The organism is Caballeronia sp. LjRoot34 (genome assembly GCF_964253815.1).
Classification (GTDB): domain Bacteria; phylum Pseudomonadota; class Gammaproteobacteria; order Burkholderiales; family Burkholderiaceae; genus Caballeronia.
In genome coordinates this window covers 3,161,444-3,174,705 of the sequence record NZ_CAXUSB020000001.1, presented here as the reverse complement: position 1 = coordinate 3,174,705, position 13,262 = coordinate 3,161,444, and the positions used below count along the sequence as shown (strand labels likewise).

Genomic DNA, 13,262 nt, shown 5'->3' with positions numbered 1-13,262 from the left:
GACTATACGAGGGTAGATCATGAGCGAAACGACTTTGGCTGAGGGCGCCGCGCAGGACCCGGTGATCAACGTGATCGAGCGGGCACCGTTGCCGGAAGAGGGCGGCGCGGCTGGAACTGCTGAAAGCCTGGACCGTGCGGCGGCAGAGGCAATGGATGCGCGCCGGCGCCGCAAATTCGATGCGGTGCGGGCGCGTCTGCGTGAGCAGGCGATGCGTAACGATCCTGGGCAGGCGCAACCCGGAGATTCCCGGACCCAAGCCGCAGACCGGGCCTCGGCACCGCTTGGACAGGCACCGGAGCGCGTGCGCAAGCGTTATCTGCGAGCGGGCAACCAGTATTTTCTGAAGGATGCACCGTATCAGATGGCATTCGAGGATCTCGGACCGTACCTGGTGAGCCAGCACAACCCGCCCGACGTGGTCGAGTCGATGGTGGACATGGTCATGGCGAAATCGTGGGCGCGGATCCTCGTGTCTGGCCACGAGGCGTTCCGGCGCGAAGTCTGGCTGCAGACGACGCTGCTCGGTCTTCAGGTGAATGGTTACCAGCCGAAGGCGGCCGATCTCGCACGGCTTGGCGAGAGTCGGCGCGAACCCATGAACAGCCGTGTCGCGTATGCCGGGGAGATTCTCCCGCGTACGAAAGGCACGCGTCCACCGGCTCCTGCTGCCGATCCGGTGTCCGTCGCGTCAGCAGTGGATGCCGCACCGGCTTCGCGTACAGCCAGGTCTCATATTCAGACCGGTGCCCCGGCCCAGGCGGCGCCTGGCGGCGCGCGCGAAGCTACGGCCACCCCGGCGGCCCGTCGCACAACCGGAAACGAAACGCGGCGTGATCCGGGCCATGAGACAGGCCGCGAGATGGAGCGCAAAACGAGCGGCCAGGACGAGCCCGATGTCCATCGCTATACGGGCGAGCTGCTCGAGTATGGCAGCGCACCTTACCCGCACAATCCGGCGCGCAGCGATTCGTACTATGTGGTCTATCGGGACGGGGCAGGGGCGGACCACGCCGTATGGGGCGTGGACCTGGAGCGGGCCATCGCCGAGTCGGGGGCGACGCCCGGTGAACGCGTTACGCTGCAGAACTTTGAGAAACGCCGGGTGAGCATCGACGTTCCCGTGGTTGCGGCAACCGGACAGATTATCGGGTACGAGGAAAAGGAGGTGTACCGCAATGCCTGGCAGGTCGACGTCGAGGGACAGGTGCGTGCGGCGTCACTTTCCTCGCGCGGGGTGTCAGGGCGCGAGTCCGGGCCCGAGTCGGGGCGTCAGTCGGCGCGTGATTCTGGCCGTGATTCTGGGCGTGAATCGCCGGCCGATGCGCGAGGCGGTAGCCCTGCGGTTTCTCGAACGCCGCATCCGGGCCGTTCCGGGGATGCTGCCGACGGTCAGCGGGCAATGCAGATGGCGGTCATCGTCGCGGCCATGCGTGCACAGGGGTTCAGTGACCGGTCAATCGGGCGGGTGGAACCGTACGCCGGGAAGCTCTACGACACGCTTCGCGCCGAGGGCGTACGTGTACCCACACCGAGGGTGTTTGATCCGAAGGCACCGTCCACGCGTTTGCGCGCACCGCGACCGGCGCCTGGGCGGTCGGCCAAGCGCGAGGTCGAGCGCGAGGTCGAGCGTACGCCGTCCGGGCCTGACCAGCTGTCGCTGTAGGAGCAGCCGTGAACGCCCGTGCACGTCTGTCCATTGAACTCGGCGAGGTAAAGCCGCGCTGGGATGACTGGTGCGCCCTGCATGATGTCACGCCAGCCGAAGGTGTGCGGCAACTGATCCTCGATGCAGTTGCCGCAGATGAGCCGGAGTGTCGGGCCGGCTGCGCCGACGTCATGCGCTCGCCCCCCGTTGGCGAGCGTCGCGTACGCCTCGAGATCGGTCTGACCGCATCCGAATTGCACGCGGTCAGGCGGCAGGCAACGAGATGCGGGTTCACCGCGAATCGCTGGGTCGTTGCGCTGATCCGCGCGAAGTTGACGCATGTCCCCCAGTTTGGCGAGCAGGAGATGGCGCTACTCGCCGCCTCGAACCGCGCGCTCGCGAGGATCAGCCGCTCACTGGGGCCGGTGATTCGCGAAGTCGACCGGGATGGGACGGCTGCCGTTGCGGGTAACGGTCGCCTGCTCGTGGAGCTGAAGGCGCAGATTGATACCCATCTGCGCGCGGTGTCGGATCTGCTTCGCGCGAACATTGATCGCTGGAGTCGCTAGCATGCCTTTTCCGAAGATCTACATCGACACGATGCTCCTGAACTGGGGCGACCGGCTGTTCCCCGATCCGTTGCGGCACGTCGGGGCGCCGCGGCTCTCGCGTGTCCAGATCGGGAGCCAGGCGGCACGCGTGCGTGAGCAGCTGGCGCGCACGCTCAAACATACGCCCGAGGTGATGGTGAAAATCACCAACCGGGCAGCCGGTGCGCAGGGCATGGGTGCGGTGCGCCGGCATCTGCGCTACATCTCCCGTAACGGCAAGGTCGAACTCGAGGACCAGGACGGGCAGACCATTGCGGGCGTCGCCGCTCTGCACGATCTGGCCGATGCGTGGCAGTTCGGCGGCTGGGGCGTACCGGAGAGCAGCACGCGTCGCGAGGTGTTCAACATCCTGCTGTCGATGCCCCCAGGTACGGACCGTCGGGCGGTACGTGATGCGGCGCGCGATTTTGCGGTGCTCGAATTCGGCGATGGTCGCGACTACGTCTTCGCCGCGCACGACGACGAGGCGCATCCGCATGTGCATCTGTGCGTGCAGGTGAGGGGCCTGGATGGGCGACGGCTCAATCCGGGAAAGCGCGATCTGCAGCGCTGGCGGGAGCGGTTTGCGCAGCAGCTCCAGGCGCACGGTGTCGAGGCGAATGCAACCTCACGGCGCACGCGCGGGGCGGCGCGCCGTTATCCGAAGCAGGCCGTCGTGCACATGCTGGACCGCGGAGAAACGCCGCGGTACTGGCGCGTGGTGGCTACGGACACGCAGCGGCGCGCGGGCTGGCAAGCACATTACGGCGTGTTCGCGGCGTGGCGCGAGATGGCGCTGGCGATGGCCGCGTCACGGGAGCCCGATGACCGGCGCTTGGCCGTGGAGATTGTCGACTTCGTACGCAATATGCCGGTGCAGCAGGATGGGCCGTTGGTGGCGCCCATGGCGCCGGCTCGACGCGAGCGGTCAGACCGGCCCCTGCCGGATCGTGACAGTCAGCCAAACACGGGTGGTCCGCAAGTGTACCGCTGATACGCGAGGTGATGACCATGGCGATACCGATTGTTCCATGGCTTGGTGGCAAGCGACGTCTCGCCGACATCCTGATTCCGTGATTTTCCTGCGCACAGCTGCTACGTTGAGGTCTTCGCGGGTGCCGCGGTGCTCTTCCTTATGCGGCCACCAGCGGAGGTCGAAGTCCTGAACGACGTGAAGTCGACTGATAACGGTGGGCAACACGGATGCTGCTGAAGGCCGATGACGTCAAGGGCGGTGCAGGCTTTGGCGACATCGCAGTCGCTGACAACAAGAACAACAAGAACGTCTGGGTCGTCGGTTGTCCACAGCAGAAATTGCTTCCAGTCGAAGGCGGATCGCGACTTGATTTTACCTATGCTGGCGTTATGCACTCCTCCGATGCAGGCGTTTCTTGGGAAAACGTCCGTTTGAGTGTACCCCTCGAAGGGCGATGCATCCGAGCAGTTCAATTTGTTGGTCAAAACGGATGGATTGTTCGTGCCGCTGGGATTGTGGCGAATACGATCGACGGCGGTAAACGTGCAGTTTCCAAGCGGATACTCTGATGCACGCCCGACGCATGCAATTGATGCGCAATGGATAGATTTTGGGCACCGACCTCGTTTCGAAAATGCAGATTGCGAGGACGACCGACGGTGAACAACGTGGACGTCCGCTCAGATACCGGATCCAGAGTGGCATTTTGGCGCCAGTCCGTTTTTCGTCGATGCGTAAACCGGATACGCGTCGGCTCCGATCTGCAACAGAACTTCCGGCCCTGTACTAAAGAGCATCGACGGCGGTGTGACATGGAGTGCATTGACGATTCCGGATACCACGCGTATCACGGATCTTCTTTTCATCACCCCGGCTTAGGGATTCGCACTCGAGATGTTCGGTGAGGTCTACGACACAAAGGACGGTGGACTGAACCGGGCAAAACTTGGCATGGCCAGTTCAGAGTCCGGACTCACCTCATTTGCGCGCGGCGCCAGTGGGAAAGTTCTGGGAAGTTCTGCTTTGGCAGTCGGCGGTGGCATTTTGACGACGGCCCCACTTTAAAAGCAGAAAGACGGTTCTGCGCCAGCGGGTTTCGATCGTTGGCGCAGCAGCTGATTGTGTTGATCGTGAGTCAGCGGTCTGAATGCTGCCGCTTATTAATCGCAACGTGGTGAGCGCCCGGGGTGTATCGCTTATCGCTTATCGCGTTTAGGCGTGAGTGCTGGAGTCGGTTTCCACTTCCACGGCCGGCATTACTGCTGCCAATTCCAGATCTCCCCGTACCAACTTCCATTTCCGCGCTACTGGTAATCGCTTCACCCAGTACTCGGCACGCGACGCTTCCGCCCGGCCACTCAGCTCAAACGAAGCGCGCACGGCCACGGGCTTACGCGATCGGGTATATCTTGCGCCATCGCCGCTCGCATGCTTCGCGAACCGCGCATCAACATCCGTAGCAATCCCGGTATAGAGACTGCCGTCGGCGCATTCGATGAGGTACAGGAACCAGGGCATGAGAAATCGTGGGAAAAGGCGAAAACCGCAATGCCGCGCATTATCGCTCAAGCTCCCGCCTCGAACCCCTCCCGAACAAAAACCCGCGACTTCGGCGAGAATAACTGTTCCGCGCTGCATCAAGCGCCCAGCAGTTGGCCCGAACACGCCAGAACACGCCCGAAGCGAGGTAAGCCTGTTGAACCGCAAGGTCGAAATACATGTGGTCGATTCGCTCGATTCCGTCACCCCGGACGAATGGAACCGCCTCGCCGGCGACAATCCCTTCGTCCGGCATGAATTCCTGTCGGCGTTGCAGGACACGGGCTGCGCGGTTGCGCGCACCGGCTGGCGCCCGCATTTCCTGCTGCTCAAGCGTGACGGCAAGCTGACTGGCGCCATGCCGCTCTACCTCAAGAAACATTCGCGAGGGGAGTATGTCTTCGATCACGCCTGGGCCGACGCCTTCGAGCGAAATGGCCTTAAGTACTATCCGAAGGGATTATCGGCGGTGCCGTTTTCGCCGGTGACCGGGCCGCGCCTGATCGCCGCCACGCACGAGGAGCGCGTAATGCTCGCGCGCGGCGCGATCGAGTTGACCAAGCAGTTGGAACTGTCTTCCCTGCACGTGCTGTTCCCACAAGAGCAGGATCTCGAAGCACTGACCGAAGCCGGCTACATGCTGCGCGAAGGCGTGCAATTCCACTGGGAGAATGTACCCGGCGGCTACGACAGCTTCGACGCGTTTCTCGCCACCATGAGCCACGACAAGCGCAAGAAGGTGAAGCAGGATCGCCGGCGCGTAGTCGATGCCGGCGTCACCTACACGTGGCTGCGCGGCGCGGAAATTGACCAGGAAGCGCTCGATTTCTTCTACGCGTGTTATGAAAATACCTATCGCGAGCACTGGAATCCACCGTATCTGTCGCGCGAATTCTTCGACCAGATCCACGCGGCCGCGCCCGAGAGCATCTTGCTCGTGATCGCCGAAGCGGACGGCCAGCGGCTCGCGTGCGCGCTGAACATGATCGGCGGCGACGTGATGTTCGGCCGCTACTGGGGCACGAAAGAATTCGTCTCTGGACTGCACTTCGAAACCTGCTACATGCAGGGAATCCAATATTGCATCGAGAACCGCCTTGCCCGTTTCGAAGGCGGCGCACAGGGCGTGCACAAGATGTCGCGCGGCATGTTGCCCACTCCCACGTGGTCCGCGCATTGGGTCGCGGACCCGCGATTTGCCCACGCGATCAGTGAATTCCTCGATGAAGAAACGGCGGCGATGGACCAGCATATCCAGGAGCTGGAAGCCCATACGCCCTTCAGGAAGAAGGCATAAGGCCGAGCGTCCGACGTGCTCGAAACCTGACCTGATGGCTAACGCTTGATCCAATAAGATGTCCGGAAACTGCAACTCGACTTATCATCATGTCGAAATGCTTTCGCTTTCACAGCGGTAACTCTTAACCCGCCCTTAACCCGTTATGCGCCGGAACAGGATCCCCGAATGCGGGGCATCGTATGGACAAGCTCAAGATGAAAAACCGATTCTTCAATCTCTATAGCCATGATTTCGCTCGCGTGGCGGTAGGCGTGCCCCGTTGCCGGGTTGCGGATCCTGCGTTCAACGCCGCCGAAACCATCGACCTGGCGAAGCAGGCGGCGGCGAACGGAGCGGTGCTGGTCGCGTTCCCGGAGCTTGGGCTACCGGCTTACACCTGTGACGACCTGTTCCACCAGCGGGCCTTGCTCGATGCCTGCGAAGAGGCGCTCGCGTCCGTCGTGGCGGCATCGAAGAGCCTCTCCATTGCAATGATCGTGGGCATGCCGCTGCGCGTCGACCATACGCTCTTCAACTGCGCCGTCGTGGTCGCGGGCGGCCAAGTCCAGGGCGTCGTGCCGAAGAGTTATCTGCCGAACTACGGCGAGTTCTACGAAGCGCGCCAGTTCAGCGCGGCCGAGAACGCGTCGACGGATCGCGTCACGTTGCTGGGTACCGAAGTGCCGTTCGGCTCGGCGCTGCTGTTTGAAATCGCCAACATGCCGCTGTTCCGCTTTCACGTGGAAATCTGCGAGGACGTCTGGGTGCCGGTGCCGCCTTCGTCGTTCGCAGCGCTTGCCGGGGCGACGGTGCTGGTGAACCTGTCGGCATCGAACGTGGTGGTCGGCAAGTCGAGTTACCGGCATCAACTGGTCGGCCAGCAGTCCGCCCGGTGCCTGTCGGCGTATTTGTATACATCGGCGGGAAGAGGAGAGTCCACAACCGACCTGGCCTGGGACGGGCAGGCGGTGATCTACGAAAACGGCGAACTGCTCGCCGAGTCCGAGCGCTTCCTGGACACCTCCCATCTTGTTTTCGCCGATGTCGACCTTGAGCGGCTGTCGCGTGAACGCGTGCGCCAGACCACATTCGGCCAGTCGGTGCGCCGACATGCCGACGAAGTATCGAAATTCGAAACGGTGCGCTTCAATCTCGATCTGCCGATCAACCGCGCATTGCCGCTGGACCGCGCCGTGGAGCGGTTCCCCTACGTTCCATCCGATCCGAAGCGCCGTGACGAACGCTGCAACGAGGTCTACAACATCCAGGTGCAGGCGCTGGTGCAACGGCTCTCGGCGAGCGGCATATCGAAGGTCGTGATCGGCATTTCGGGCGGCCTGGATTCTACCCATGCGCTGCTTGTCTGCGCCAAGGCCATGGACCGGCTGAAGCTGCCGCGCACGAATATTCTCGGCGTGACCATGCCCGGATTCGCCACAAGCGACCGGACGCTCCTGCAGGCGCGGCAACTGATGGAGATCGTAGGGTGTTCGGCGAGCGAAATCGACATCCGGCCAAGCTGCGAGCAGATGCTGAAGGATCTTGGCCACCCGTATGCAGCGGGCAAAGAGGAATACGACATCACGTTTGAGAACGTGCAAGCAGGCGAGCGCACGAATCATCTGTTCCGGCTCGCGAACTTCAAGGGCGCAATCGTGGTCGGCACGGGCGACCTGAGCGAACTCGCGCTTGGCTGGTGCACGTACGGCGTGGGCGATCACATGTCGCACTACAACGTCAACGCCAGCGTCCCGAAAACGCTGATCACGCATCTGGTCCGGTGGGTCGCGGAAACCGGGCAGATCGGCAACTCGGGTTCGGACGTCCTGATCAACATCCTGAATACCGACATCAGCCCGGAACTCGTTCCCGGTAAATCAAACGGCAATCCAGAGCAAAAGACGGAGAGCGTCATCGGACCGTACGAGTTGCAGGATTTCAACCTGTATTACACGTTGCGCTTTGGTTTTGCGCCAACGAAAGTGGCGTTCCTGGCGTACACCGCATGGAAGGATCGCGACGCGGGCGACTGGCCGGAAGGTGCGCATGTCGCGCGAAACGAGTACGCGTTGCCGGCCATCAAGCACAACCTGGGCATTTTCCTCGACCGGTTTTTCCGGACCAGCCAGTTCAAGCGGTCTTGCGTTCCGAATGCACCGAAAGTAGGGACAGGCGGTTCGTTGTCGCCGCGGGGCGACTGGCGCGCGCCGAGCGATTCGGAATCGGTCGTCTGGATGAACGATTTGAAGAATATTCCGGTGGATTGAGGCGTTTGCACCATATCTGCGCGTAAATGCGCCGATAACGGCGTGATCCCGATGCTATGGCGCGAGATCTCTGCGATTAACCGTGAAAACGCGGCTAGAATCAATACATCGATTCCCAAATCCGTTTTCTCGCTTATCCGTACAATTTTTCAAGAGGCGCGCCATGAAACGCATTACCGCAGTCATCAAACCGTTCAAGCTCGACGAAGTCCGTGAAGCGCTCGCCGGCGCCGGGCTCACTGGTCTGACAGTCACCGAGGTCAAGGGCTTCGGGCGGCAGAAGGGCCACACGGAGCTGTATCGCGGGGCGGAATACGTGGTCGATTTCCTGCCGAAGGTGAAGATCGAAGTGGTGGTGGCCGACTCACAGACGGATCAGGTTATCGACGCAATCATCGGTGCGGCCCGTACCGGCAAGATCGGCGACGGCAAGATCTTCGTGACCGATGTGGAACGCGTCATCCGCATTCGCACGGGCGAAGAAGACGAAGCGGCTGTCTGAGCCCGTTTGCCCAAAACCGGCCTGATCCCGTGTCAGGCTGGAATGTGTCCTCGGCGCGTTGCCCGGCGACCACGTAGTAACGCTGACATCGGCCCTGTCCGGTGGCGTGTCCCGTTTTGCCCCTCGTCTGACCGTTTCCGTCACCAATGTAAAAAACCATTGCGGTACTATCTGCGTCCCTGTGTGCTTTTTGTAAGGATTTGTGGATGCATCACGCGATCGGCTTCATTCAAGATCTAGCGGTAATCATGGCGATTGCGGGCGTCGTCACGGTGTTATTTCACCGTCTGAAGCAGCCGGTCGTGTTGGGGTACATCGTGGCGGGCGTGATTATCGGGCCGTACACTCCGCCGTTCCAGCTTATCCACGACGAAGCCACCATTCAGACGCTCGGCGAACTCGGCGTGGTATTCCTGATGTTTTCGCTCGGGCTCGAATTCAGCCTGAAGAAACTGTTCAAGGTCGGCGCAACGGCGTTCGTGGCGGCAGCGTCCGAGATCGTGCTGATGATCTGGATAGGCTATGAGATCGGGCAGTGGTTCGGCTGGAACGCAATGGATTCCCTGTTCCTTGGCGCCATGCTCGCCATCTCGTCCACAACGATCATCGTCAAGGCGCTTTCTGAACTCGGCATGAAGGGCGAGCCGTTCGCGCAACTGATTTTCGGCATTTTGATCGTCGAGGACATTCTGGCGATAGCAATGCTTGTGCTGCTTTCGGGGATTGCGCAGACGGGTTCGGTCTCGGCGGGCGTGGCGTTCGTCACACTGGGCAAGTTGCTCTTGTTCATGACTGTGTCAATGGTGGTCGGCATCCTGATCGTGCCGCGCGCGCTCGACTATGTCGCAAAGGCCAAGAGCGACGAAATGCTGCTCGTCACTGTGCTCGGCTTTTGTTTCGGCTTCTGCCTGCTGGTCGTGAAGCTCGATTACAGCATCGCGCTTGGGGCGTTCCTGATCGGCGCGATCATGGCCGAATCGCGCAACCTGCAGCGCATCGAACACTTGATCGCGCCGATTCGCGACATGTTCTCCGCCATCTTCTTCGTGACCATCGGCCTATTGCTGAACCCGGCGGTGCTGGTGGATTACTGGTGGCCGATTGCGGTGATCACCGTCGCGGTGGTGTTCGGCAAGATATTGTCCTGCGGGCTCGGCACTTTCCTCGCGGGCAGGGACGGGCGCACGTCGATGCGCGTCGGCATGAGCGTGGCGCAGATCGGCGAGTTCTCGTTCATCATCGCGTCACTGGGGTTGTCGCTGAAAGTGACCAGCAGCTTCCTGTACCCGATCGCCGTCGCGGTTTCCGCGTTGACCACGCTCTTCACGCCGTATCTGATCAAGGCCGCCGATCCGATCACGCGCCGCATCGCCCGCTCCATGCCGGTGCCCGTTGCGAACACCTTTGGCCTGTATTCGCAATGGCTTGCGAGCCTTTCACCGGATACCGGAGGCCCGACGCTGTTCAGCATGACGCGCCGGATCGTGGTGCAGATCGCGGTGAATCTCGCGCTGGTGGCCGCCATCTTCCTCACAGCGTCCTACGCGGCGCCGTTTGCCACTGAATATCTGTCGCGCTGGTTGCCCACCAACGACGCCCAGCGTGTCGCGCTTTGGAGCGCAGCGTTGCTGGTGTCCATGCCGTTCCTGGTTGCGGTGTATCGCAAACTGGGGTCTCTCGCACTGATGCTCGCCGAAGTGAGCGTGCAGCCCGCGAAGGCCGGACGTTTCACTCGGGCGTTGCGATCGGCCATTTCCGGCCTGATTCCGATTCTCGCGATGTTCGGTGTTTTCCTGCTGGTGGCCGTGCTCTCGGGCGGCATCCTGCCGCCGTTCGGCTTGATGATCGCGGTGCTGGTCTGTGCGGCGTTGTTGCTCACGGTGTTGTGGCGCTGGTGCGTCAAGATCCACGCAACCATGCAGATCGCGCTGCGCGAAACATTCGAAGAGCCGAGAGATCATCATTGAGCATGAACCCATTGTTTCCCCCGATAATGTGAGCAATTGTTCGATGGTTTGCCGCCCCCGGACCAGAGGCGGATAATTAAACTCTGACCATTCTCACAGCGCCTGGCGCCTATATCGGAATGAGCGAAAACAAGTCAAATGAGTCAAACGGGTCAATAACGCCGGGCACGCCCGGCAGTGGTTCTCCCGCAGCCGATTCTTCGGGTTCCGTCCCGGGCGGTCATACGCCGGCCGTTGCGTCCGCGTCATCCACAAAGAGTCCTGATGTCCCTGGTGCCACTGCGCAGCCAGGCCCGAACGCCACGGCGGCCGAACGGGCGTCGACGGATGCACCTGCAAGCGCGTCGACGGTAGAACCTGCCGATACCGCTAAGGCGCAACGCGATGACGCAGCTGAGGCGCGTGCATCGGCTGCCAGAGCGATGGCGCAGCAGGAAACGGCGGCACGTGAAGCCGCATCGTCGGCATCCGCATCGTCCACATCCGCTGCGAACAAAACGCTCGATGCAAAGGCGAGCCTTGCAGCGGAGGTCGAAACCGCGACGCAAGCGGAAGCCAGTCTCGCGGCGGAGCTTGAAAATGCCACTGAGGCGCAAGCCGCCGAAGCCGCGACCGCGACTGCGACCGCGACCGCGACAGAAAGTGTCACGCCGAAGCCAGCTTCCAGCCTGCCGCCGGAATTTTCGGCCGCGCCGGATTTCGGCACATTCCGTGCGCCGCCCACTCCACCCGACTCACCGGATACAAAGGCGCCGCCAGCGTATCTGCGTAACAGTGACTCCGCCTGGTCCGTGTTCGGCCGTGTGATCAAGGCGCGCGCGCGGCAGATCTTCGACCGTGCCGGCCAGCGGATCACGCAGAGGACATTGAGAATAGGCGTGTCGGCGCGGATTTTTCATCCTGAGCCGGGTGCTAAAGGACTGCGCGGCAAGACGTTGCAGTATCTGGAGGAATCGATTGCGCATTGGGTGATGTCGCGTGACGTGCTCGTCTTCATGATTCCGACGGTCGGCCATCAGGGCATGCTGCATCCGAGCAACATCCGATTGCGCGACTATGCGAAACAACTGGATGGCCTGCTGCTGCAAGGTGGCGCTGACGTATCGCCGCAATCCTATACGGAAGCGGCCACGCGTCACGAATGGCCCGGCGACCGCGTGCGGGACATGTATGAGCTGGAGCTGTTGCATGAATTCATCGAGGCGGGCAAGCCCGTGCTTGGTGTGTGCCGTGGGTGCCAGCTGATTAACGTTGCGTTCGGCGGGACGCTCTACCAGGACATTGCGACCGATGTCCCCACGGCCGGTGTGCATGTGAACGAGCAATACGATCAGCATCGCCACCCGATTCGTTTCCCCGATGGCTCCACGCTCGTCAACATGTTTCCGGGCCACCGCGAAGCGCTCGTCAACTCGATCCACCATCAGGCGGTGAAGACGATCGGCCGTGACCTGAACATCGAGGCTGTGTCAGCGCACGACGGCATTATTGAAGCGGTGCGTTATCGGCGTGCACCGTTCGTGATGGGCGTGCAATGGCATCCGGAGTTCCATCGCGCGGGTGGCGACGAGTTGCTCGATTGCACGCCTTTACTCGATACCTTCCTGCGCGTGGCACGCGAAACGCGTTTCTAGCATACATGGGTTGAACGCCGCGCAGCGAGCCCGTGTAGCGCGATGACAAAAAGGCCGTTCCAACATGAAAGTTGGAACGGCTTTTTTGTTGCCACTTGATCGGCCGAATCAAACGCCAGTGCGAGCTTGAGCGTTACTGAACGAGTCCTGCTTCGCTCTGATCCTGAAGTTGCTGAACCTGCCGCTGCAACATGAGCAACTTGCGCTCGGCGGCGGATTTCTCGTTCAGCAACGCCGCCGATTCCACCTGCATCTGCTGCTGACGTTGCGACACTTCGCTTTCCTGCGCGCGCGCAATGGAGAGATCGGCAGTCAGGCGCTGCGCCCGATCATTCGACACCGCAATGACGCGTTCGAGCAACGCCTTTTGCGCCTGCAACTGCGTGCGTTTGATCTCACCCTCGGCGAGCGCATAGCTCTTGCGGGCGAATTGCGCGTAGACCGTTTCGGCATGTGCATCGTCCTGCGATTTCACGATGCGCCAGAAATTCTTGTCCTGGAACAGCGCGACGTAATACACCATGTCCTGCGGATAGAAAAACAGCGCCGCGCCATAGCTGCCGTTATACGTGACGCGTAATTCAGTCACCTTATGGGCCTGGACCATCTGCATGAGTTCCGACACGTTTCCCGGCATCTGAGCATTCGACGCGGCGTCGGCGCCATCCTGAAAATCATCCATGGAACCGTTAGCGGTCGGTTGCCGGATGGGATCGGCGACGCCGGTTGCCGAGAGCAGCGTGTCGACTGGCTGATAAGCCGTCGCGACGGATGAGCCAAGCGCGATCACAGCAACGAACATCGCGTTCAGAAGGGTGGAGAGAGAGGCGTACTTCATAGGGCGAGGCTTCAAAATTAAG

11 protein-coding genes and 1 pseudogene are annotated in these 13,262 nt (G+C 61.5%); 10 read left to right on the top strand and 2 right to left on the bottom strand.

What is annotated here, in order from left to right; all coding sequences use genetic code 11:
* The first annotated feature begins 19 nt into the window (after positions 1 to 19).
* From ACSQ36_RS14280 to ACSQ36_RS14260, 5 genes and pseudogenes are all read left to right on the top strand, one after another.
* Entirely contained in the window at positions 20 to 1,666 is a 1,647-nt protein-coding gene (locus ACSQ36_RS14280) for an LPD7 domain-containing protein (RefSeq protein ID WP_436182357.1), read from the top strand.
* A gap of 8 nt (positions 1,667 to 1,674) precedes the next feature.
* Positions 1,675 to 2,217: a plasmid stabilization protein gene (locus ACSQ36_RS14275; RefSeq protein WP_436182356.1), complete on the top strand. Its 543-nt coding sequence runs from the start codon at positions 1,675 to 1,677 to the stop codon at positions 2,215 to 2,217.
* A 1-nt stretch (position 2,218) separates the two neighbouring features.
* Positions 2,219 to 3,232 carry a relaxase/mobilization nuclease domain-containing protein gene (locus tag ACSQ36_RS14270; RefSeq protein ID WP_436182355.1) on the top strand — a complete coding sequence of 338 codons (1,014 nt, stop codon included), beginning with the start codon at positions 2,219 to 2,221 and terminating at the stop codon, positions 3,230 to 3,232.
* Positions 3,233 to 3,249: 17 nt separating this feature from the next.
* Positions 3,250 to 3,412 (top strand): annotated as a pseudogene (locus tag ACSQ36_RS14265) (DNA adenine methylase); the annotation flags it as partial.
* A 29-nt stretch (positions 3,413 to 3,441) separates the two neighbouring features.
* Entirely contained in the window at positions 3,442 to 3,783 is a 342-nt protein-coding gene (locus ACSQ36_RS14260; protein WP_436182354.1) for a hypothetical protein, read from the top strand.
* 643 nt (positions 3,784 to 4,426) lie between these two features.
* Here ACSQ36_RS14260 and ACSQ36_RS14255 read toward each other — a convergent pair.
* The gene (locus ACSQ36_RS14255; RefSeq protein ID WP_436182353.1) at positions 4,427 to 4,732 is read right to left on the bottom strand and encodes a GIY-YIG nuclease family protein; all 306 of its coding nucleotides are present in this window, start codon (positions 4,730 to 4,732) and stop codon (positions 4,427 to 4,429) included.
* 178 nt (positions 4,733 to 4,910) lie between these two features.
* On the opposite strand from ACSQ36_RS14255, the gene ACSQ36_RS14250 reads away from it, so the two are divergent.
* From ACSQ36_RS14250 to ACSQ36_RS14230, 5 genes are all read left to right on the top strand, one after another.
* Positions 4,911 to 6,050, top strand: a complete 1,140-nt coding sequence (locus ACSQ36_RS14250; protein WP_436182352.1) for a GNAT family N-acetyltransferase — start codon at positions 4,911 to 4,913, stop codon at positions 6,048 to 6,050.
* 197 nt (positions 6,051 to 6,247) lie between these two features.
* On the top strand, positions 6,248 to 8,299 hold the full coding sequence (locus ACSQ36_RS14245; RefSeq protein WP_436182351.1) for an NAD(+) synthase: 2,052 nt from the start codon (positions 6,248 to 6,250) through the stop codon (positions 8,297 to 8,299).
* A 163-nt stretch (positions 8,300 to 8,462) separates the two neighbouring features.
* The gene (locus tag ACSQ36_RS14240; RefSeq protein WP_031361078.1) at positions 8,463 to 8,801 is read left to right on the top strand and encodes a P-II family nitrogen regulator; all 339 of its coding nucleotides are present in this window, start codon (positions 8,463 to 8,465) and stop codon (positions 8,799 to 8,801) included.
* A 206-nt stretch (positions 8,802 to 9,007) separates the two neighbouring features.
* Complete coding sequence (locus tag ACSQ36_RS14235) at positions 9,008 to 10,768, top strand: cation:proton antiporter (protein WP_436182350.1); 1,761 nt, start codon at positions 9,008 to 9,010, stop codon at positions 10,766 to 10,768.
* Positions 10,769 to 10,887: 119 nt separating this feature from the next.
* Positions 10,888 to 12,402 carry a gamma-glutamyl-gamma-aminobutyrate hydrolase family protein gene (locus ACSQ36_RS14230; protein WP_436182349.1) on the top strand — a complete coding sequence of 505 codons (1,515 nt, stop codon included), beginning with the start codon at positions 10,888 to 10,890 and terminating at the stop codon, positions 12,400 to 12,402.
* A gap of 133 nt (positions 12,403 to 12,535) precedes the next feature.
* Here the strand turns inward: ACSQ36_RS14230 and ACSQ36_RS14225 are convergent, their stop codons facing one another.
* Positions 12,536 to 13,240, bottom strand: a complete 705-nt coding sequence (locus tag ACSQ36_RS14225) for a DUF2968 domain-containing protein (RefSeq protein WP_436182348.1) — start codon at positions 13,238 to 13,240, stop codon at positions 12,536 to 12,538.
* Positions 13,241 to 13,262 lie beyond the last annotated feature (22 nt).